The sequence below is a fragment of the Acrocarpospora corrugata genome (assembly GCF_009687845.1).
In the GTDB taxonomy this organism is placed as follows: Bacteria; Actinomycetota; Actinomycetes; order Streptosporangiales; family Streptosporangiaceae; genus Acrocarpospora; species Acrocarpospora corrugata.
In genome coordinates this window covers 42,167-63,585 of record NZ_BLAD01000075.1, presented here as the reverse complement: position 1 = coordinate 63,585, position 21,419 = coordinate 42,167, and the positions used below count along the sequence as shown (strand labels likewise).

Annotated in this window: 18 protein-coding genes; 11 read left to right on the top strand and 7 right to left on the bottom strand. The window is 71.2% G+C overall.

The features are described 5' to 3' along the window. Nucleotides 1-62: 62 nt before the first annotated feature. On the top strand, nt 63-1,250 hold the full coding sequence (locus tag Acor_RS29990; protein WP_155340123.1) for an ROK family protein: 1,188 nt from the start codon (nt 63-65) through the stop codon (nt 1,248-1,250). Nucleotide 1,251: 1 nt separating this feature from the next. Here Acor_RS29990 and Acor_RS29985 read toward each other — a convergent pair whose 3' ends face one another. Further along, nucleotides 1,252-2,049, bottom strand: a complete 798-nt coding sequence (locus Acor_RS29985) for a tetratricopeptide repeat protein (RefSeq protein ID WP_170317132.1) — start codon at nt 2,047-2,049, stop codon at nt 1,252-1,254. A 347-nt stretch (nt 2,050-2,396) separates the two neighbouring features. Between Acor_RS29985 and Acor_RS29980 the strand changes: the two genes are divergently transcribed. Further along, nucleotides 2,397-3,173 carry an SAM-dependent methyltransferase gene (locus Acor_RS29980; RefSeq protein WP_246239319.1) on the top strand — a complete coding sequence of 259 codons (777 nt, stop codon included), beginning with the start codon at nt 2,397-2,399 and terminating at the stop codon, nt 3,171-3,173. 1 nt (nt 3,174) lies between these two features. Here Acor_RS29980 and manD read toward each other — a convergent pair whose 3' ends face one another. From manD to Acor_RS29965, 3 genes are read right to left on the bottom strand one after another with little or no spacing between them, the layout of a single operon-like run. Further along, on the bottom strand, nt 3,175-4,404 hold the full coding sequence (manD, locus tag Acor_RS29975) for a D-mannonate dehydratase ManD (RefSeq protein ID WP_155340120.1): 1,230 nt from the start codon (nt 4,402-4,404) through the stop codon (nt 3,175-3,177). 41 nt (nt 4,405-4,445) lie between these two features. After that, nucleotides 4,446-5,327: an SDR family NAD(P)-dependent oxidoreductase gene (locus Acor_RS29970; protein ID WP_155340119.1), complete on the bottom strand. Its 882-nt coding sequence runs from the start codon at nt 5,325-5,327 to the stop codon at nt 4,446-4,448. Beyond that, nucleotides 5,324-6,523 (bottom strand): acetyl-CoA C-acyltransferase, encoded by a 1,200-nt coding sequence (locus Acor_RS29965; protein WP_155340118.1) that lies wholly within the window; start codon nt 6,521-6,523, stop codon nt 5,324-5,326. Before Acor_RS29965 ends, Acor_RS29970 begins: the two co-directional genes overlap by 4 nt. A 66-nt stretch (nt 6,524-6,589) precedes the next feature. Between Acor_RS29965 and Acor_RS29960 the strand changes: the two genes are divergently transcribed. From Acor_RS29960 to Acor_RS29940, 5 genes are read left to right on the top strand one after another with little or no spacing between them, the layout of a single operon-like run. Beyond that, a complete protein-coding gene (locus tag Acor_RS29960) occupies nt 6,590-7,795 on the top strand; it encodes an acetyl-CoA acetyltransferase (RefSeq protein ID WP_155340117.1) in 1,206 nt (401 codons plus the stop codon). Between the two features lie 12 nt (nt 7,796-7,807). Continuing rightward, nucleotides 7,808-9,316 (top strand): carotenoid oxygenase family protein, encoded by a 1,509-nt coding sequence (locus Acor_RS29955; protein ID WP_155340116.1) that lies wholly within the window; start codon nt 7,808-7,810, stop codon nt 9,314-9,316. A gap of 22 nt (nt 9,317-9,338) precedes the next feature. Beyond that, nucleotides 9,339-10,283: a winged helix-turn-helix transcriptional regulator gene (locus Acor_RS29950; RefSeq protein ID WP_246239317.1), complete on the top strand. Its 945-nt coding sequence runs from the start codon at nt 9,339-9,341 to the stop codon at nt 10,281-10,283. A gap of 33 nt (nt 10,284-10,316) precedes the next feature. Then, nucleotides 10,317-11,198, top strand: coding sequence for a helix-turn-helix domain-containing protein (locus tag Acor_RS29945; protein ID WP_155340114.1), 882 nt, complete (start codon nt 10,317-10,319; stop codon nt 11,196-11,198). Nucleotides 11,199-11,245: 47 nt separating this feature from the next. Beyond that, on the top strand, nt 11,246-11,701 hold the full coding sequence (locus Acor_RS29940) for an NUDIX hydrolase (protein WP_246239316.1): 456 nt from the start codon (nt 11,246-11,248) through the stop codon (nt 11,699-11,701). A gap of 3 nt (nt 11,702-11,704) precedes the next feature. On the opposite strand, the gene Acor_RS29935 is transcribed toward Acor_RS29940, so the two are convergent. Both Acor_RS29935 and Acor_RS29930 read right to left on the bottom strand, forming a co-directional pair. Further along, nucleotides 11,705-12,769 carry a uroporphyrinogen decarboxylase/cobalamine-independent methonine synthase family protein gene (locus Acor_RS29935; protein ID WP_155340113.1) on the bottom strand — a complete coding sequence of 355 codons (1,065 nt, stop codon included), beginning with the start codon at nt 12,767-12,769 and terminating at the stop codon, nt 11,705-11,707. Between the two features lie 38 nt (nt 12,770-12,807). Further along, complete coding sequence (locus Acor_RS29930) at nt 12,808-15,345, bottom strand: PEP/pyruvate-binding domain-containing protein (protein ID WP_155340112.1); 2,538 nt, start codon at nt 15,343-15,345, stop codon at nt 12,808-12,810. Between the two features lie 224 nt (nt 15,346-15,569). On the opposite strand from Acor_RS29930, the gene Acor_RS29925 reads away from it, so the two are divergent. The 4 genes from Acor_RS29925 to Acor_RS29910 are packed head-to-tail and all read left to right on the top strand — an operon-like array spanning nt 15,570 to nt 19,563. After that, nucleotides 15,570-16,730 carry an acyl-CoA dehydrogenase family protein gene (locus tag Acor_RS29925; protein WP_218034569.1) on the top strand — a complete coding sequence of 387 codons (1,161 nt, stop codon included), beginning with the start codon at nt 15,570-15,572 and terminating at the stop codon, nt 16,728-16,730. 7 nt (nt 16,731-16,737) lie between these two features. Further along, nucleotides 16,738-17,640 carry a glycosyltransferase gene (locus tag Acor_RS29920; RefSeq protein WP_155340110.1) on the top strand — a complete coding sequence of 301 codons (903 nt, stop codon included), beginning with the start codon at nt 16,738-16,740 and terminating at the stop codon, nt 17,638-17,640. Between the two features lie 52 nt (nt 17,641-17,692). Then, nucleotides 17,693-18,649, top strand: a complete 957-nt coding sequence (locus Acor_RS29915) for a UDP-glucuronic acid decarboxylase family protein (protein WP_174876218.1) — start codon at nt 17,693-17,695, stop codon at nt 18,647-18,649. Beyond that, entirely contained in the window at nt 18,646-19,563 is a 918-nt protein-coding gene (locus Acor_RS29910) for a glycosyltransferase (RefSeq protein WP_218034568.1), read from the top strand. The genes Acor_RS29915 and Acor_RS29910 overlap by 4 nt, the downstream gene beginning before the upstream one ends. On the opposite strand, the gene Acor_RS29905 is transcribed toward Acor_RS29910, so the two are convergent. Continuing rightward, the gene (locus Acor_RS29905; RefSeq protein WP_155340108.1) at nt 19,542-21,404 is read right to left on the bottom strand and encodes a WD40 repeat domain-containing protein; all 1,863 of its coding nucleotides are present in this window, start codon (nt 21,402-21,404) and stop codon (nt 19,542-19,544) included. The two genes, Acor_RS29910 and Acor_RS29905, sit on opposite strands and share 22 nt — an antisense overlap. Nucleotides 21,405-21,419 lie beyond the last annotated feature (15 nt).

Sequence of the window (21,419 nt, the reverse complement as noted above, 5' to 3'; positions counted from 1 at the left end):
AGGTGAGAGCGTCGGGAGTATAGGTTCACGTATTGAACTAAGCACGGGGAGGCAGGTCGCATATGGCGAGGCCGGAGCGCAGGACGGTCCGGGACGTCCGGCGGGGCAACCGCGGCATGCTGCTGCGCACGCTCTATTTCGACGGACCGGCCAGCCGCCACGAGCTCACCGGGCTCACCGGGCTCAGCGCCGCCACGATCAGCACCATGACCGGCGACCTGCTGGCCGAGGACATCATCGTCGAGGCCGGCCAGGTGGACTCCGACGGCGGCCGGCCCCGGGTGCTGCTCCGGGTCAATCCGGCGTACGGGCACGTCATCGGCGTGGATGTGGCCGAGACGCACGTCCGGGTCGAGCTGTTCGACCTGGAGATGACGGAGAAGGCCAGGGTCGACTACAGCCTCCGGCCCTCCCACCACGACATCGAGCTGGTCACCCGCCGGATCCTGGCGGGCATCGACGTGGTGCTGGCGGACGGCCAGGTGCCCGCCGACCGGGTGCTGGGCGTCGGCATCGGGGTGCCGGGCATCGTGGAGCGCGGCCCTGACACGCTCATCCACGCCAAGACCTTCGGCTGGGACGGGGTCCCGCTGGGCGCGCTGATGCGGGCGGGCACGTCGCTGCCGGTGTTCATCGACAACGGCGCCAAGACGATGGGCCAGGCCGAGCTGTGGTTCGGCGGGGGGCGGGGGGCCGCGCACGCGGTGATCGTGCTGATCGGCTCCGGGGTGGGCGCGACCGTGGTGGCCGACGGGGTGGTGATGCGCGGGGCCAGCAACAGCGCGGGGGAGTGGGGGCACACGAAGATCGCGCTGGAGGGCCGGCAGTGCCGGTGCGGCGGCCGGGGCTGCCTGGAGGCGTACATCGGGGCGGAGGGAATCCTCGACCGGGCGGGGGTGCCGACCCGGACGAGTGACTGGCAGGCGGCGCTGGGCCGGGTGCTGGAGACGCGGCCGGACGTGATCGAGGAGACGGTGGCCTATCTGGGCATGGGCCTGTCCAGCCTGATCAACCTGCTCAATCCCGAGCGGATCCTGATCGGCGGCTGGGCCGGTCTGATGATCGGGCGCGATCTGCTGCCGGGGATCCGGGCCGCCGCCCGGGTGAACTCGCTCACCCAGCCGTTCAACGCGACCTCGATCATCCTGGGTGAGCTGGGCCCGGACGCGGTGGCGCTGGGGGCGGCGACGCTGGTGCTGGAGGAGTTCCTGAACACCAGCGCTCCCCTGCGGCTTCACGCCGCTAGTTGAACTAAGCTCTAAAATTAGCCCCGAGCTGGGCGAACAGGGTGAAGGCCGCGCGCAGGTGGAACGCGCGGAACTCGCCGGGCGCGGTGTGGGCCAGGATCAGGTGGGTCTGCGCCTCGCCGGGCAGATGGCCGGTCTCCTGGTGGATCTGGAGGGCCCTGGTCGCGTGCAGGTGGGCCTCGGCAGGGCGGCCGGCGCAGTGGTGCAGGGTGGCCAGGGCGGTCATGGCGTTGCCGTGGAGCAGGCGGTAGCCGGGTTCTGACAGGGTCAGCGCCTGCCGGGCGTGCGGGTGGGCCCGGTCGTACTGGGCGAGCGAGGTGTGGATGGCGGTGAGCGTGAGGGACGCCTCGATCCGCTCGTGTGCCGCGGTGGCCAGGCGCTGGGCGTCGGTCGCGTGGGCGAGCGCCGTTCCCGGGTCGCCGAGCCGGAGCAGGATGGTGGCCAGCGTGGTGAGGGTGGCGGCCCCGGCGGCGCGTCCGACGGCGGCGCGGGCGGTGCGCAGGGCGTCGTCGAGGTGGCCGAGGTCGCGGTAGGCCAGGGCGAGCGTGTTGAGCGGGGCGATGGACTCGGCGTCCCCGTCCAGCAGGCTGAGGGCCTCGGTGAGGCGTTCGACCGCCTCGGCCGGGCGGCCCTGGAGGTGCAGGACCTCGCCGACGCCGCCGAGCGCGATCGCCCGCAGGCGATGGTCGCCCAGGCCCCCGGCGATGGCGGCGGAGCCGGCGTGGTGCGCGAGGGCCAGGTCGAGGCGGCCCCTGCGGGTGTGGAGCACGCCCAGGTCGGCGGTGTCGTCGAACTCGATCATGGTGGTTCCGGGGAGCTGGAGCGGGGACGGGCAACGGGATCGACGCCGGAACCCGCGCTGGACGGTTCCCTCGTTCGCGGCATGAAAGTCCATTTTGCCGTGCATTTACCTGTTTCGGTGACAAGTGTGACGCCGGCCCCGCCGCAGCCGGCCGGTCCGCCCCTCCCGGCTGCATACGTTGCCATGGTCGGATGCCCGAAATATTCGGATATCTATGCCAGGAGTGGGGTGTGGATTGCGGCTATTTGGGTGCTTCGTCCCCATTTGTAGGGGTGTGCTCGTTTAAGCTTGAAGGTCATAGCGAAAGAGGGGACGTCATGACCCAGCAGGCGCAAAGGTCCAGGTCGTTGCGCCGGATCGATACCACGGTGCCGCATCCGGCCCGAGTCTGGGACTACTGGCTTGGCGGTACCGACAACTACCCTTCGGACCGCGAGATCGGCGACCTGATCGTGCGGGTGATGCCCGGTCTGCCGATCATCGCCAGGGCCGAACGGCAGTTCATCGGGCGGGTGGTCCGCTTCCTGGCGGGCCGCGCGAAGATCGACCAGTTCCTGGACGTGGGCACGGGCAACCCGACGGTGAACAACACCCACGAGGTGGCGCAGCGGGTCAACCCCGCCGCCAAGATCGTCTACGTGGACAACGACCCGATCGTGCTGATCCACGCCAGAGCCATGCTCCGGGGCACCCCGGAAGGCCGGACCGACTACATCGACGCCGACCTGCGCGACCCTGAGCCCATCCTGCAGGCCGCCACCGACACCCTGTGCTTCGCCCGGCCGATCGGCCTGATGCTGATGGGCGTGCTGGACTTCGTGACCGATGACACCCTGGCCCATGACGCGCTCGGGGTGCTGGTGGACGCGCTCCCGCCCGGCAGCTACGTCGGCATCGCGCACAGCGTGGTCAGCCCGGAGATGGACCTGGCCGCCGCGGCCTGGAACGCCAGCGGGGCCACCGCGATCAGGCTCCGCACCCCTGAGCAGGTGGCCGCCATGTTCGACGGCCTCCAGCTGCTCCCGCCCGGCGTGGTCTCGCTCCCGCAGTGGCACCCGGAGCCGGGCACCGACTACACCGACCGCCAGGTCTGGCAGTACGGCGGCGTCGCCTACAAGCCCTGACTCACCAGTCGTGCACCGTCCCGTCGAGCAGGCGGTTGACGGGCAGATAGGCCGCCTTGTACGGAAACCGCGCCGCGGCCACGTCGTCGTAGTCGATCCCGATCCCGGGCTCCTCGCCGGGCGCCAGCGAACCCCCGGCGAACCGGTAGGACGGCCGGAACACCGCATCGGTGTCGGAGGTGTGCGGCATGTACTCCTGGATGCCGAAATTGTGGATCGCGACCCCCAGATGCAGCGCCGCCGCCAGCCCGACCGGCGAGATGTCCGTAGGGCCGTGAATCCCCGACTTGACCTGATACATCGCCGCGTAGTCGAAGATACGGCGGAGCGCGGTGATGCCGCCCGCGTGCGTCACCGGGGACCGCACGTAGTCGATCAGCTGCTCGCGGATCAGCGTCTGGTAGTCCCAGATCGTGTTGAACACCTCGCCGATCGCGAGCGGTGTCGTGGTGTGCCGCCGGACCAGCCGCAGCGCCTCCTGGTTCTCGGCCGGGGTCACGTCCTCCAGCCAGAACAGGTCGTACGGTTCCAGGGCCTTGCCCAGGGACGCCGCCTGGATGGGTGTCAGGCGGTGGTGGCTGTCGTGCAGCAGGGGTAGTTCCGGGCCGAACTCGGCGCGTACCGCCTCGAAGACGGTGGGCAGGTGGCGCAGGTAGAGGCGGGTGTCCCAGCGTTCCTCGACCGGGAGCGCGGTGGCGCGGGCCGGTTCGTAGTCGTAGCGTTCGCCGGCCGCGGCGGGGGAGCTGGCGACGCCGTACACGGTGGACATGCCGGGCAGGCCGGTCTGGATTCTGAGGGCGCGGTAGCCCTTTTCCAGGTGGGCCCTGATCGAGTCGAACAGTTCCGGGAGGGTGTTGCCTGAGGCGTGGCCGTACACCAGGCAGGCGTCCCTGGATCGGCCGCCGAGCAGCTGGTAGAGGGGGAGCCCGGCGACCTTGGCCTTGAGGTCCCAGAGGGCGGTGTCGACGGCGGCGATGGCGGCCATGGTGACGGGGCCGCGCCGCCAGTACGCCCCCCGGTAGAGGTACTGCCAGGTGTCCTCGATGCGGTGCGCGTCCCGGCCGGTCAGCAGCGGGACCACGTGTTCCTGGAGGTAGGCGGCGACGGCGAGTTCGCGGCCGTTGAGGGTGGCGTCGCCGTAGCCGGTGAGGCCGTCGGCGGTGCGGACGCGCAGGGTGACGAAGTTGCGGCCGGGGCTGGAGACCAGCACCTCCACATGGTCGATCAGCACCTGGCAGATGTTAGGCGCGTTCGGGGGGCAGCGGGAAGAACTCAGGGCAGCTCCTCCGCGAAGTCCAGGAAGCCGAGGTGGGCGTTGCCGTACCGGTGCGCGGTGCCCGCCCGGCTCCGCGCCAGCAGCTCGGCCAGCCCCTCGGGGCAGCCCGGCGTCACGGGGACCGTGCCCCACTCGACCGCGTCGGCGGCGCGGAGGCCGGACCCGGCCGCGACGATCACTTCCCCGTTGAGCGTGCAGGCGGGATCGCAGAGCGCGGCGACCACCGGCGCGACCGACGCGGGGTCCATGACGTCGCGATACTGCTCGGCCATCTTGGTGTCGGTCAGCTGGGTCAGCGCATAGGGAAGCAGGACGTTGGTGTGCACTCCCCGTGGCGCGCCCTCGGCGGCGATCGAGCGGCCGAGCGCGATGACCGCGCCCTTGCTGGCCGCGTAGGCGGAGACCGTGGGTTCGCCGTGCAGCCCGGCGGTGGAGGCGAGCAGCACGATCCGGCCGTACCGCTGCTCGCGCATGACGACGGAGCAGGCGGCGGCGACCTGGGCGGTGCCGAGCACGTTGGTCCGGATGATCGACTCGAACGCCTCGGCGGTGGAGCGGTGGAACATGACCGGGCGGCTGACGGCGGCGCTGGTCACGCAGGCGTCGATGCGTCCCCAGATGTCCATCGCCAGCTCGACCAGGTGCCCGGCGGTGGCGGGGTCGCCCACGTCGCCGTGTTCGGCGACGGCCTCGCCGCCCAGGTCTCTGATCTCGGCGACCACGTGGTCGGCGGGGCCGAGGCCGTGCTTGTCGACCAGCCGGTTGCGGTTGTTGATCACCAGCCGGGCGCCCTGGCGGGCCAGGTGCAGGGCGAACGCGCGGCCGAGGCCGCGCCCGCCGCCGGTGATGACGATGACCTTGCCCTTGAGGGGGGTCACGCGGCCACCCGCTCGATCAGGACGGCGACGCCGAGGCCGGCCGCGCCGCTGACGGCGGCCACGCCGTACCGGCCGCCGAGGCGTTCCAGGGCGTCGGCGCAGCCGCCGACCATGATCGCGCCGGTGGCGCCGAAGGCGTGGCCCATGGCGATCGTGCCGCCGCCCGGGTTGAGCCGGTCGGGGCCGGGCCCGAGGTCGCGCCGCAGCCGCAGGCAGAGCGCGGAGAAGGCTTCGGCGAACTCGTAGACGTCGATGTCGGCGGGGGTGAGCCCGGCCCTGGCCAGGAGCTTCTCGATCGCCTCCTGGCCGGCGGTGAGCATGAGCACCGGGTTGACGGCGGCGGTGGCGGCGGCGATGACCCGGGCGCGGGGGCGCAGGCCGTGCCGCTCCGCCTGCTCGCGGGTGCCGAGCAGGATCAGGGCCGCGCCGTCGGCCAGGGCGGGGGAGCTGCCGACCGTGTGCAGGTGGTCGATCGCGCCGACCTCCGGGTAGGCGGCCAGGGCCAGATGGTCCTGCCCGAGCCCGGCGAAGGCGGGGGCGAGCGCGGCCAGGCTCTCGGCCGTGGTGCCGGGGCGGATCAGCTCGTCCCGGTCGAAGACGCTGCCGTCGGCGCGGGTCATCGGCAGGACGGATCGGGCGTGGTCGCCGCGGTCCCAGGCGGCGGCCGCCTTGCCGTGGGTCTCCACCGCGTAGGCGTCCAGCTGGTCGCGGGTCCAGCCGTCGATGGTGGCGTTCAGGTCGGCGGCCACGCCCATGTGGATGGAGCCGATCCGCTCGACCGTCTCCGGGTCGGACCAGAGCGGCCCCCGGTCGCTGTACATCGGCACCCGGGAGACGCTCTCCACGCCGCCCGCCACGGCCAGGCCGATCTCCCCGGCGCGGATCCTGGCCGAGGTCTGGGCCACCGCGTCGATGCCGGACGCGCAGAACCGGTTGACCGTCCCGCCGGGCACGCCGTCGCCCCACCCGGCCAGCAGCGTCGCCGTCCTGGCCAGGTTGGCGCCCTGCTCGCCGACCTGGGAGGCGGAGCCGACGATCACGTCCTCGACCGCGCCGGGATCCAGGCCGGTACGGCCGACGATGGCCGTCTGCAGCGCCGCGACCAGATCCACCGGGCTCCGATGGTGCAGCGAACCGCGGGCCGAGCCCTTCGCCCGGGGGGTGCGGAGGTACTCCAAGAGGAAGACGTCGGACACGGTTTACGCCTCTCTGCGACGTGCTGCTTCGTTGACGCGCAACTCTCGTTATTGTAGTAAGGAACCATGTCAGTATGGATCCTGGGTGGTCACCAAACGGACTTCGCTCGTAACTGGTGCCGGGATGACCAGGAGTTCGCCGATCTCACCGAAGCGGTCACGGCCGGCACTCTGGAGGACGCGGGAGTGGACGCCGCCGACATCGGTGTCATCCACGTCGGCAACGCCTTCGGCCAGCTCTTCACCCGGCAGGGCCAGCTTGGCGGCATGCCCGCCACCGTGCGCCCCGAATTCTGGGAAGTCCCCGCCGCCCGGCACGAAGCCGCCTGCGCCTCCGGCGGCGTCGCCCTGCTCGCCGCCATGGCCGACCTCGAATCCGGCCGGTACGACTGCGCCCTCGTGCTCGGCCTCGAACTGGAACGCACCGTCTCCGGCGACGACGCGGCCGGGCATCTCGGCGCCGCCGCCTGGGTCGGCCACGAGGGCGAGGACGCCCGGTTCATGTGGCCGTACATGTTCAGCGCGCTCGCTGACGAGTACGACCGCCGCTACGGCCTGGACGACGCGCACCTGCGCGCCATCGCCGAACTCAACTTCCGCAACGCCCGCGCCAACCCGAACGCGCAGACCCGCGGCTGGACCTTCACCGAGGCCAGCTTCACCGACGACGACACCCTCAACCCGATCGTCGAAGGCCGGGTCCGCCGGACCGACTGCAGCCAGATCACCGACGGCGCCGCCGGGGTCGTGCTGGTGAGCGAGCGTTTCGCGGCCCGTACGAAGGCGCGGAAGGCCCGCATCCAGGGCTGGGGGCATCGCACGGTCGGGCTGCCGCTCGCCCAGAAGCTGGAACGCAGCGCCGCCGACCCCTATGTGCTGCCGCACGTGCGCAACACCATCCTGGACGCCTTCGCGCGGGCCGGCATCCCCGGTGTGGACGCGCTCGACGGGATCGAGACCCACGACTGCTTCACCATGTCCGAGTACGCGGCCATCGACCACTTCGGCATCACCGGCCCCGGCGAGAGCTGGAAGGCCGTCGAGAACGGCGACCTGGAACTCGGCGGGCGCATCCCGGTCAACCCGAGCGGCGGGCTGATCGGCGGCGGCCATCCGGTCGGGGCCACCGGGGTCCGGATGGTCCTGGACGCCAGCCGGCAGGTCACCGGCCGGGCCGGGGCCTACCAGGTCGAAGGGGCGCGCCGGTTCGGAACGCTGAACATCGGCGGCAGCACGACCACCACGGTCGGCTTCGTCGTCGGTATCGAGTAGAGGAGCACCCGCGTGGACGTCGACGTCGTCGGACGTGTCCTGTCGACCCTGCCGGCGGAGGACGACCATCCGTACCGGACCGGGCCGTGGCGTCCGCAGACCGCCGAGTGGCGCGCGGACGAGCTGACCGTGGTCGGGGAGATTCCCGCGGACCTCGACGGCGTGTACCTGCGCAACACCGAGAATCCGGTGCATCCGGCGCTGGAGCGTTACCACCCGTTCGACGGGGACGGCATGGTGCACGTGATCGGGTTCCGGGACGGGAAGGCGTTCTACCGGAACAAGTTCGTCCGCACCGACGGGTTCCTGCTGGAGGCGGAGGCGGGCAAGCCGCTGTGGGCGGGCATCGCGGAGCGGCCGGCCAAGTCGCCGCGCGCGGACGGGTGGGGGGCGCGGGGGCGGATGAAGGACGCGTCCAGCACGGACGTGGTCGTGCACGCCGGGGTGGCGCTGACCAGTTTCTACCAGTGCGGGGATCTGTACCGGCTGGATCCGCTGACGCTGGAGACGCTCGGGAAGGCCGAGTGGGGTGGCGAGTTCCCGTACGGGTGCGGGGTCTCGGCGCACACCAAGGTCGATCCGCGCACGGGGGAGCTGCTGTTCTTCAACTACGGGACCGATGAGCCGTACATGCACTACGGGGTCGTCGGGGCGGACGACCGGCTGAGCCACTACGTGGACATCGCGCTGCCGGGCCCCCGGCTGCCGCACGACATGGCGTTCACCGAGAACTACGCGATACTCAACGACTGCCCGATGTTCTGGGATCCGGAGCTGATGGCGAAGGGCAGGTACGCGGCCAGGTTCCACCCCGAACTGCCGCTGCGGCTCGGCGTGATCCCGCGCAAGGGCACCGAGGTGCGGTGGTTCGAGGCGGCTCCGACCTATGTGCTGCACTGGGTCAACGCGTACGAGGAGGGCGACGAGATCGTCCTGGACGGGTTCTTCCAGGACGACCCGGAACCCAGGGACAGCGGCGACGGCGGCTACTACCAGCGCATGTTCCGCTTCCTCGCGCTGGACCGGATGCAGACCCGGCTGCACCGCTGGCGGCTCAACCTGGTCACCGGCCAGTGCCGGGAGGAGCGCCTGACCGACTCGATCACCGAGTTCGGCGTGCTCAACAGCGCCTACGGCGGCCTCGGCTACCGCTACGCGTACGCGGCCACCGGCGTCGAGGGCTGGTTCCTGTTCGACGGCCTGGTCCGCCACGACCTGCGCACCGGCGCCGAGGACCGGTTCCGGCTGCCCGCCGGCGTGTACGGCAGCGAACCCGCCATGGCCCCCCGTAGCGGATCTTCAGCCGAAGACGACGGCTACGTTGTTACGCTGACCACCGACATGAACGATGATCGCTCGGAGTGCCTGATCTTCGACGCGGCCCGGATCGCGGACGGTCCGATCGCGCGGATCAAGCTGCCCGAACGCGTCTCCAGCGGCACCCACGCCACCTGGGCGGCCGGGGACACCATCCCCGGCTGGCGCGCGGCGGACTCACCAGCCCAGGCACTGCGGCTCTGATTTGCTCCCGATGGAGACACCCGTGCTCGTCCACCCGCCGGACCGGCCGACCGCGCTGCCCCCGGGCGGCGCCAACGCGATCGGCCACACGCTCGGCCTGGTCGGCGACGAGTGGAACCTGCTGCTGCTCCGCTACGCGATGCTCGGCGTCCGCCGCTACGGCGAGTGGCGGACCGCGCTGCCGATCTCGCACGCCGTGCTGACCCGGCGGCTCGCCTACCTGACCGGCATGGGGGTCTTCGAGAAGGCCGAGTACGAGAGCCGCTCCCGCCGCCTCGAATACCGGCTGACCAGACGCGGCCGCGACCTGTGGCCGGTGCTGCTGTCGGTCTGGGCCTGGGAGGCGGCCTGGGTGCCCGAGCACGTTGAGTCGCTGCCCACCATGGCGCACCGGCGCTGCGACCGGCCGTTCCTGCCGATCCTGACCTGCGCCGCCTGCGGCAAGCCGGTCCGCCCGCGCGACATCGTCGGCGAGTTCGGCCCGAGCGGCACGTGGGAACGGTCCGTTCCGGCCGCCACCACCCGGCGGCGCTCCACCAGCGCGGGCGCCGGCGTCTTCCCGCAGACCATGACGCTGATCGGGAACCGCTGGTCGGCGGCCATCCTGGGCGCGTCCTTCCAGGGTCTGCACCGGTTCCGCGACTTCGAGCAGCGCCTGGGCGCGCCGCCCACGATCGTGGCCGAGCGGCTGCGCCTCTTCTGCGAACTGGGCGTCTTCGAGCAGAGCCCGAGCGCCGAGCGCGCCGACTGGCTCAGCTACCACCTCACCGAGAAGGGCCGGGCGTTCTTCCCCGTCGTCAGCACCGCCGTCGACTGGGGGGAGCGCTGGCACCGGGCGGCCGAGGGCCCCGCGATGACGTACACGCATCCGTCCTGCGGCCAGGACTTTCATCCCCAGCTCCGCTGCGACCAGTGCCTGGCGCCGCTGCGCGGGCACGAGGTCGCGGTGGAACGCCCGGCGGGTTGACCTTCGGGTAGGTCGAAGGTGCAGGTTGGTGTCGTGAGTGATGCCGGGGAACTTATCACCATCGGGCAGCTGGCTCGGCGTACCGGACTGTCGGTGCACACGATCCGGTTCTGGACCGACAGCGGCGTGGTGCCGTCCGCGCCGCGCTCGGCGGGCGGCTACCGCCTGTTCGACGCGGCGGCCGTGGCCCGTTTCGAGCTGGTACGGACGCTGCGCGAGCTCGGCATCGGACTGGAGAGCGTCCACGAGATCCTGGCCCAGCGGGTCACGGTCGCCGAGGTGGCCGAGACACACGTCCTGGCCCTGGACGCGGAGATACGCACGCTACGCCTGCGCCGCGCCGTCCTGAGCACGGTCGCCCGCCGGCGCGGCACGACCGAGGAGGCACAGATCATGCACCAGCTGGCCCGGCTGTCGGCGACGGAACGCCGGCAGATCATCGACGACTTCGTGACCGGCGTGTTCGCGGGCGTGCCACTCGACGACGACGCCAAGGTCATCGCCGAGTGGATGCGCGAACTCCCGGCCGAACTGCCCGACGACCCGACCGCCGAACAGGTCGACGCCTGGCTGGAACTGGCCGAACTGGTGGCCGACGCGGGCTTCGCCGACCGGCTCCGGAAGATAGTGCTCATCGGTTCCGCCGGACCCCGCTTCGGCGAGGGCCTCGACCTGCGCGGCCGGGTCCTGGAACACGCCGGCCGCGCCGTGGCCGAACAGATCGCGCCGGACTCGGCCCGGGGCCAGGCCATCGTGGCTCAGATCCCCCGGGAACGGGCCGAACTCGCCGACCGGCTCCGCACCCTCGCGGACGCCGAGGTGGAACGCTACTGGCAACTCCTCGCGATCTTGAACAACCACCCGCCGGGCCCTTCGGTCATCCCCGCTTTCGGGTGGCTGATCTCGGCCTTGTGACGTCGATCTCTGACACGCTGAAGCCCGGCGTCGATGCGGAGGTAGACGTGAACGCGTTGCTGACCAAACTGTGGCGACTGGCGAAGCCGGTGCAGTGGCGATTCCTCTACTTCGTGAACGCGAAGTTCATGTGTGGGATCACAGGGGTCGTGCGAACCGAGGACGGGCGGGTGCTGCTGCTCCGGCATCGGCTGTGGCCCGCCGAACGGCCGTGGGGCTTTCCGACGGGGTACGCGAAGAAGGGCGAACGCCACGAGGACACCATCACCCGCGAAGTACGCGAGGAGACCGGGCTGACCGTCGAGGTAGGGCGGCTACTCAAGATCAATAGCGGGTTCAAGCTGCGGATCGAGGTCTACTACGAGGCCACCTTGGTCGGCGACTTCGAGAACCTCCGGCTGGACGAGCGGGAGGTCCTCGAAGCCCGGCTGTTCACGCTGGACGAGCTGCCCGCCGGAATGCCCGACGGCCACCGGGAACTACTCCAGCTTGTCAGCCGGTAAGGGTCACCCGCCGAGTACGTCCGCGGCGAGTGCGGTGCCCTCCAGGCGGGCCGAGATCTTGGCGAAGGCGAGGTCCCGGGAGGTGGAGGTGTCGTCGGCGAACGGTGCGAAGCCGCAGTCGTCGCAGCTGCCCAGCTGGGCCGGGGGGATGCGGCGGGCGGCGGCGAGGATGCGGTCGCGTACCTGGGCGGGGGTTTCTGGGGTCTGGTCGATCGGGTCGGTCACTCCGACGAAGACGCGGGCGCCGGCCGGCAGGTGGCTCGCCACGATGGCCAGGACGCGGTCCGGGTCGGGCTCGCTGGCCAGTTGGAGGTAGAAGTTGCCGACCCGCAGCCCGAACAGTTTCGGCAGCAGGCCCGCGTAGTCGACGTCCAGGCTGTGGGTGGAGTCCTGGTCGCCGCCGGGGCAGGTGTGGACGCCGATTCTGGCCTGCTCCTCGGCGGTGAAGCGGTCGAGGACCTGGTTGTTCAGGGCGATGAAGGCGTCGAGCACGCCGCCGCCGGGGTCGAGCTTGAGGGCGAGGCGGCCCTCGGTGAAGTCGAGCTGCACCACGTGCGCGCCCGCGTCCAGGCAGCGGCGGATGTCGGCCTCGGCGGCGTCGACGAGGTCGGCGATGAAAGATTCACGGGGATAGCCCGGGATGCCGTCGGCGGGGTACAGCAGGCTCAGCGCGGAGGGCGCGATCACCGCCTGCTTGATCGGCAGGCTGGTGTGGCGCCGCGCGGCTCTGAGATAGCTGTCCGCGTGGGTCAGGTAGCCGAAAGGGCCGCTGGTCAGATGGGGGAGCTGCCGGGTGTGACCGTCGGCGAACGGGATGATCGCGCCGTCGGGGCTCAGGTTGGTCAGGCCGTCGATGGGATAGGTCGCGAAACTCGGCTTGGACTGTTCGCCGTCGACCAGGACGGGACAGCCCAGCCCGGCCAGCCGGGCGATCGTGTCGGCGACGGCCTCGTCCTGCCGTTCGGCCAGCACGTCGGCGCTGATCCGGCCGGCCGCGTGGTCGGCCAGCGCGGCGAGCAGGGCGGGGGAGCGGGGGATGCTACCGATCGGTTCGGTGGGGATTCCCATGCGACCGAGCGTAGATACCCAACCCGGTCCCAGCAATCTCACTGTGAGGCCGGTGTCACGACTCCGGAGGTGCCGTCGACGGTGATCCGCTGGCCGGTTTCGAGGGATTCGGTGGCGCGGGGGACGCCGACGACGGCCGGGATGCCGTATTCGCGGGCGACGACCGCGCCGTGCGAGTTGGCGCCGCCCATCTCCATGACCAGGCCTGCGGCGGTCAGGAAGAGCGGGGTCCAGCCGGGGTCGGTGGACGGGCAGACGAGGATCTCGCCGGGCTCCAGGTGGGCGCCGACGGGGTCCAGGACGACGCGGGCGAGGCCGGTGACCGTGCCGGCGGAGGCGGGGGTGCCGGTCAGTGCGCCGTCGGGGGCCGGGGCCCGGCTCGCGACGGCTTCCGGTTCTGTGCCGTCGGAGAGCAGGACGCGGGGGATGTGGCGGCGGCGCAGTTCGCGGTCGTAGTCGTCGCGGCGGCGGGCGACGGTGGCGCGGAGGTCGCCGCCCGCGCGGGCTTCTGGGAGGGTGAGGAAGAAGACGTCGCCGGGCCGCTCGATCGCGCCGTGCCCGGCCAGGTCCGCGCCGACCCGCCAGAGGAGTTCGCGGACCGTCGCCAGCGCGACCACCAGGTAGTACTTGGGGAGTTCGCGGAATCCGGCGAGAGCTCGGGCGCGGCCCAGGGCGAAGCGCACGACCCGGCCGCGCAGGCCGCCCGCGCGGCGGGACAGTTCGGCGATCATCGATTCGGCTTCGGCCGCGCCCCTGGCGAACAGGGCGTCGGGGGCCAGCGAAGAGTCCTCCAGGCGCAGGTAGTTGGCCAGGACGCCGAGCACGTGGGAGGGGTCCTCGCGCCAGCGCGGCAGGCCGAGGTCGATCTCGGCGACGGCGCGGTCGCCGTACCTGGCGAGGAAGTCGGCGAGTGCTTCGCGGACCAGCGGGGGGAGGTCGCCGGTCGGGTCGTCGCGGAGCGCCGCGGCCGCTTCGGGGTGTTTCCTGATGCGTTCGGCGAGGTGCCAGAGTTCCAGGTCCATCTCGGTGGTGACGTTGTGCGGGAGGCCGCGGAGCACGCCCTGGACTTCGCCGGGCCCGGCCTTGGCGCCGAGGAGCCGGTCGGCCAGGCCGAGCATGATGAAGCCGGGGGCGGCGGCGGGCAGGATGGCCGGGACGAGCGGGATCATCTGGGTGGACAGCAGCCATTCGGCGTGGTCCAGCGGGGTCACGCCGGGCGGGAGCGGGAGGCGGGCCCGCAGGTCGGCGCCGATCTGCTCCACCCGCAGCCGGGCCTTCGCCGGGTTGGCGATGGCCTGGACGGCGTGCGGCGGGAGGCGGAACCTCCACACCAGCCGGAGGCCGCGGCGGATCGCCGGGAGCTTGGCGCGCTGGGTGACGCTGAACTCGGGCTCGTCGAACAGGCCGCGTATGACGGTGGCCGAGCGGGCCTCCATCACGTCGAAGACCCGCGGCACGACCGCGCGGCCGAGGCTGCTGCGCAGCAGGGACGTCAGGTCGATGAAGATCCTGCCGCCGGCCTCGTGGAAGGCCGTCGCCCCGGCGCGCGGGTCGGCGACAGGGGAGCCGAACACGGTCGCGGAGACCGACGAGGACAACATCCGGAACGCCGAGACGCCCATCGGCGTGATCGGGCGGGTCAGGCCCTGCGCCAGGCTGAAGCAGAAGTACGCCCGCAATCCCGGCGGGCCTTCCGGAACCGGGTAGAGAGTGGTGATCGGCCGGGCCTGGGTGAGCCACAGCGTGCCGCCGGCGTCGATCGCCCACTCGGTGTCCTGCGGCGAACCGTAGTGATCCTCCACCCGGCCGCCGAGCTCGGCCAGCGCCAGGATCTGCGCGTCGGTGAGGCACGCCGCGTCCTGCGCGGTCGCGACCTGCTCGACGCCGCCTCCGGCCAGGGATCGTACGGCCATGCGCTTGTCGCCCAATCGCCGCTCCCGGACCCGCCCATCCCGCACGACGAAATGATCGGGATTGACCGCCCCCGACACGACGGCTTCGCCGAGTCCCGGGCTGGCGTCGATGACCGCTTCGCGGCGGCGGCCGGTGATCGGATTCGCGGTGAACATGACGCCCGCGATCTCGGACTGCACCATCTCCTGAATGACGACCGCCAGCTTGACCGCCTGATGGTCGATTCCGTTCGCGCTCCGATAGGCCACCGCCCGATCCGTCCACAGCGACGCCCAGCAGCGGTGCACCGCGTCGAGCACGGCGTCGCCGCCGATCACGTTCAGGTAGGTGTCCTGCTGCCCGGCGAAGCTCGCGTACGGCAGGTCCTCCGCCGTGGCCGACGACCGGACGGCCACCGGCACGTCCCCGAACCGGCGGATGGCCGCCGCGATGTCCTCGGGGACCGGGGCCCGCATGACCAGTTCCCTGGCTTTCGCCGGATCCGCCGCCTGGGCGCCGAGGTCGAGCGCCCCCGCCACCTGGTCGTACGCCTCGGTGGTGACGACCACGCCCGGCGGCACCGGCAGCCCCGCCACGGTGAGGATCCCGAGGTTCAGCGCCTTCCCGCCGACCAGCCCCAGATCCCCCACCCCGATGTCCCGAAATTTCAGGATGTACGACATGCGATCGCCTCCTTGCGGCCAGGTTACGACCAGGCCACGCGAAAATCAACAACCGTTGAATTCTCGGTGAAGCGGTCGTGGCCGGACAAACGAGCCGCCGATTAATTAATCGGGCGTTCGATTTAAATCCGGGCATTCGCACTATCGAATGATTTCGAAACACCCGGCAATTCAGGAGATGCGACCTCTCGGCGGCGGACCTACCGTTCCAAATGAGGAGGGTCATGGAAACTCTTGAGAAACCTGAATTGGCGGAGCGTGCCGGCAGAATCGTGCCGTTGCTGCGCGGGAACGCGTACTGGTCGGAGGGCCACCGCCGCCTGCACCCGCTGTCCATCGAGGCGATGGCCGAAGCGGGCGTCTTCAAGCTCAGAACCCCGGCCAGGTACGGCGGTTACGCCTGCGACAGCCGTACCCTAAGCCAGGTTCTGGGCGTGCTCGGGCAGGGCGACGGCTCGGCCGCCTGGACCGCCGCCGTGTGGTCGATCGCGACCTGGCTGACCTGCCTGTTCCCCGACGAGGTCCAGGACGAGGTGTTCGCCACCCCCGACGTGCGGATCTGCGCCACGCTCAGCCCCACGGCGGTCGCCACGCCGAAGGACGGCGGCTACTCGGTCAGCGGGCAGTGGGCGTTCATGAGCGGCGCCCACCACAGCCAGTGGCAGGTGATCGTCGCCGCGACCGAGAGCACCGGGCCGATCATGGCCGTGGTGCCGATGGCCGACCTGCAGATCATGGACGACTGGTACACCTCCGGGCTGAAAGGCTCGGGCAGCGTCACCACCATCGCCAGCGAGATCTACGTCCCGGCAGTCCGGGCGCTCCCGCTCGGCGCGATCCTGCAAGAGCAGTACGCCTCCCGGCGGAACGCCGACACCCCGATCTACCGGTCGCCGCTGCTGCCCACCGCCGCCGCGTCCTCGGTCGGCACGCTGCTCGGCCTGGCCAGGGGCGCGATGGGCTCGTTCCTGCACCGGCTGCCCGGCCGGGGCATCACCTACACCGGCTACACCAGCCAGCGCGAGGCCCCGGTGACCCACCTTCAGGTGGCCGCCGCCGCCATGAAGATCGACGAAGCCGAGTTCCACGCCGACCGGCTGGCCGGCCAGGTCGACGGCAAGGCGATCCTCGGGGAGACCTGGACCACGGCGGAACGGGCCCGCGCCCGAGCTGACATGGGCTCGGTCTGCCAGCTGGTGAAGGAGGCCGTGGACATCCTGAACACGGCCAGCGGCGGCTCCTCGATCTACGACATCGTGCCGATCCAGCAGATCGAACGGGACGTGCGGGCGATCAACCTGCACGCACTCATGCACCCCAACACCAACCTGGAACTCTACGGCCGGGTCCTCTGCGGCCTCGACCCGAACACCTATTACCTATGAGGCACACATGCTCAGATGCAGCGTGGTCATCCCGACCTACAACCGGGCGGAACTGCTCGGGCACACGCTCGGCGCCCTGACCCTGCAGACGCTCCCGCGCGAGGAGTTCGAGGTCATCGTCATCGACGACGGCTCCGACGACGACACCGCCGCGGTGGCGCACCGCTTCCAGGACCGGCTCAACCTGCGCTACTTCTTCCGGGAGCGCGAAGGTTACCGGGCCGCCAAGACCCGCAACGTCGGCATCGCGCACGCCGAGGCCGAGGTGTGCGTGCTGTTCGACTGCGGCGTGCTGCCCAGCTCCGGCTGCCTGGCGGCCCACCTGGCCAGCCACGACGCGGCGGCGGTCCCGATCGCCGTCACCGGCTACGTCTACTGCTACAACTTCAACGGCGACGACGCGGAGCTGATGAACCGCACCATCGACTTCGCCGACCCCGACGGCACCATCGCCCTGCTGGCCGACAAGCGCCTGTGGCTCGACATGCGCGAGGACTACTACACCAAGTACGGCGACGACTACGGCACCCAGCCCGCGCCCTGGATGAACTACTGGACCTGCAACGTCTCGGCCAGGACCGACCAGCTGCGCGCGGTCGGCGGGTTCGATGAGGACTTCGTCGCGTGGGGCGGCGAGGACATCGACCTCGGCTACCGGCTGCACCGGGACGGCGCCCACTTCATCCTCAACCGGGACGCGTCCGCGATCCACTGCCCGCACCCGAAGACCGAGGAGGGCAACAACGCCGACGCCGACGCCAACTACCGCCGGATGGCCGCCAAATACGGCACGCCCATCACCCGGCTCCTGCTGTCCATCCCCGACGTGCACTTCTTCAACCTGAACGACATCATCACGCTGCGCGGCATGCCCGCCTGCGCCGACTACCTGGCCGCGAACGCCAGGTAAAGCCGCACCCACCCGAGCGCCGACGGGTTTTTCACGAGAGGACTCCGTTCATATGCGCTTGGACCCGATCCGCGTGCTCGTCACCGGCGGCGCCGGATTCATCGGCTCGGCCCTGTGTGAGCGCCTGCTCCGGGACGGCCTGGAAGTCATCTGCGTCGACAACTTCGTGACCGGCCGCGCGGCGAACATCGCGCATCTGCTGGCCGTGCCCGGCTTCCGGCTGGTCACCCACGATGTGATCGAGCCGCTGGACCTGCCGGGGCCGCTGCACGAGATCTTTCACCTGGCCTCCCCGGCGTCGCCGGTGGACTACCAGCGCCTGCCCCTGGAGACCCTTCGGGTCGGCTCGGCGGGCACCGACAACATGCTCGCCCTGGCCCGCGCCAAGAACGCCCGCTTCCTGCTCGCCTCCACCTCCGAGGTGTACGGCGACCCGCTCGAACACCCGCAGCGCGAGGCGTACCTGGGGAACGTCAACACGGTCGGCCCGCGATCGGTGTACGACGAGGCGAAACGGTACGCGGAGGCCATCACGGCGGCCTACCACCGGACCTACGGCACCGACACCGCCATCGCCCGGATCTTCAACACCTTCGGGCCGCGGATGCGCCTCAACGACGGCCGGGTGGTGCCCAACTTCATCGCCCAGGCCCTCGCCGGGAAGCCGTTCTCGGTCAACGGCACCGGCAAGCAGACCCGCTCGCTCTGCTACGTCGACGACATGGTCGAGGCCCTGCTCTCCCTCATGCGCTCACCGCACCACGGCCCGGTCAACCTGGGCAGCACCGAGGAGATGGCCGTCCTGGACATCGCCGGGCTGATCGCCGACCAGACCGGCAACCCGCTCCGGTTCGTGTACGCGCCGCTCGGCCAGGACGACCCAGAGAAACGCCGCCCGGACACCGCGCTGGCCCACCGGCTCCTCGGCTGGTCCCCGGCGATCGGCATCCCGGACGGCATCGCCCGAACGATCAGCTGGTTCCGTACCGACCTGGGGAGGACTTCGTGAAATGCAGTGTGGTGATCCCGACCTACAACCGGGAAGAACTGCTCCGGCACACCCTGAACTCGCTCACCCGGCAGACCCTGCCGGCCGGCGACTTCGAGGTGCTGATCGGGGACGACGGATCGAGTGACGGCACCAAGGCCGTGGTGGACGGCTTCCGGGACCGGCTCAACCTGCGCTACTTCTTCCAGGAGGACCTCGGCCACCGCGCCGCCCAGGCCCGCAACCTGGGCCTCGCGCAGGCGTCGGCGGAGATCTGCGTGCTGATGGACTCGGGCGTGCTCGCCTCCACCACCTTCCTGGCCACCCATCTGGCCACCCACGAGGCCGCCGACGTGCCGCTCGCCGTCTGCGGCTACGTCTACTGCTTCAACCTCGACAACGAGGACGCCATCCTCATCCTGAAGGCGATCGACTTCGCCAACCCCGACGCCACCATCGCCAAGCTGAAGCGCTCCGGCCAGTGGCTCGACGTCCGCGAGATCTTCTACGCCAGGTACGGCGACGACTTCGCCGACCTGCCCGCGCCCTGGCTCAACTACTGGACCTGCAACGTCTCCGCGCGCACCGCGCAGCTCCACGAGATCGGCATGTTCGACGAGAACTTCCGGCGCTGGGGCGGCGAGGACATCGACCTCGGCTACCGGCTGCACCGCGCGGGCGCCCGCTTCGTGCTGAACCGCGACGCCACCGCGATCCACGTGCCGCACCCGAAGAGCTTCGACGGCAACAACGACCAGGCGGCCGAGAACTACCGCTACATGGCCCGCAAGTACGGCACGCCGATCATCGACCTGCTGCCCAGGATCGGGGAGCTCAACTTCTTCGAGCTCAACGACATCATCCGGGAGCTCGGGCTGCCGCAGTGCAATGACTTCGTGGCCGCCCAGCGGTCTCAGGGGCAGATGTCCGGATAATTCTGGTCCGGCAGGTAGGACGGGAGGTCGAGCGGCGGCGGGAAACGTCCGGCCAGCCGGCAGACCTCGGTGGCCGGGTCGGGGGTCAGCGCGGGGTTCCACAGCCGCCTGGTCCCGGCCGGGCCGCCGCCGATCAGCCCGCCGTCGGCGCCGTACGCGACCGTGGTCAGGGCGCGGCCGAGGGGCGCGCCCAGCTGCTTGTGGGTGTTCAAATCCCAGATCCGGATATTTCCGGCGGCGGTGGCGAGGGTGGTCCCGTCGCCGCTGAACGCGATCGAGGTCACCGCCCCGGTGTGGCCGAGGAACGGCGGCCCGATCGGGCGGCGTTCGGCCAGGTTCCAGAGCCGGACCGTGCCGTTCTGGGTTCCGGTGGCCAGGCGGTTGCGGTCGCGCGGATCGAAGGCGAGCGCGGAGATGCCGCTGGCCTGGGCGAGCGTCAGCTCACCCGGGGTTCCGGTGGCCGTGCTCCACCAGCGGATGGTGTGGTCGTCGCCGCCGGAGACCAGTTCGGCGCCGTCCGGGCTGTAGACCAGGGTGTTCACCTGGCCGGTGTGCCCGGTCAGCGGTTCGCGCAGGCGTTTGCGGGTGCGTGCGTCCCACAGGCAGATGGCGCCGGCGGTCGCGGTGGCGAACTGGCGGCCGTCCGGGCTGGTGGCGGTCGCGGTGGCGAGTTCGGTCCGCCGGGTGGCGGACGCCTTGACGGTCGCCGGGCGGCAGGGCGGCGCTCCCGCGACGGCCTCGGGCGCGGCCCCCGCGGGCTCGCCGCCCAGCCTGCGGGTCAGGGCGAGGTCCCAGACGCGGACGACCTCGTCGTCGCCGGCCGCGGCCAGCCAGTTGCCGTCCGGGCTGAGCGCCAGGTCCCGCACCGCGCCGGCCCGGAACGGCTCGGCCAGCGGGACGCCGTTCGCCAGGACGTGGACCAGGCCGTTGCGCTGGGCGGTGGCGAGCAGGTTTCCCTCGGTGCCGTAGGCGAGGGCCACGAAATCGCCGCGGATCGGCCGGTTGGTCTGCCGCCGGGTGGTGAGATCCAGCCGTCGCAGGGTCCCGTCCACGATGAACGCCACGTTGTCCCGATTTATCGTGACCGGGCCTGGTCCGCCGGCGATGCGGCCGATCAGGCGATGGGTGCGGGCGTTCCAGATGCGCAGCACGCCCGCGTTGTCGTAGGTGGTCAGGACGCGGCCGTCGAAGGTGAGGTCGCGCAGGCCGCTCGGGTGGCGCGGGAACGCACGGCCCAGCTGCCGCCGCGTGGTCAGGTTGAGCAGACGCGGCACGCCGTTCTGGTCGCCCACCGCGAGCACCCGGCCGGGCGGGTCAGGCGCGATCATCGTGCCGGCGATCGGCTCACCCACCTGCTCGGTGCCGTTCCAGATCCGGACCGTCCTGTCCCGGCTGGCGGTGATCACCCGCCCGTTCGCGGCGAAAGTCACCTGGGTGATCCCGCCCCGGTGCCCCGTGACCGGCTCACCCGGCCGGAACGAGCGCGCGTCCCAGGTCCGCAGCGTGCCGTCCGCGCCGCCGGTGGCCAGCGTCGTGCCGTCCCTGCTGTACGCCACCGCGTACACGCTGTTGCGGTGCCCCCGCAGCACGGCCGTCAGCGGGCTGGTCAGCGCGGCCAGCATGCTCCGCCGCGCCTCCGGCGTCGGCGCCGCCCGCCAGGCGGCCACCGCGAGCAGCCGGGACATCGCCGGATCGACGGAGGCCACACTCTCACTCTGCGCGGCCAGCCGCACCGACTCCACCCCACCGCGCGCGCTCACCACCTCCCGGGCGGCCACCACCGCACCAGACCCGGTCGCCAGCAGGAGCACCGCCAGCAGCGATGCCCGGAGTGCCTTCATCGTCGAGCTCCCATC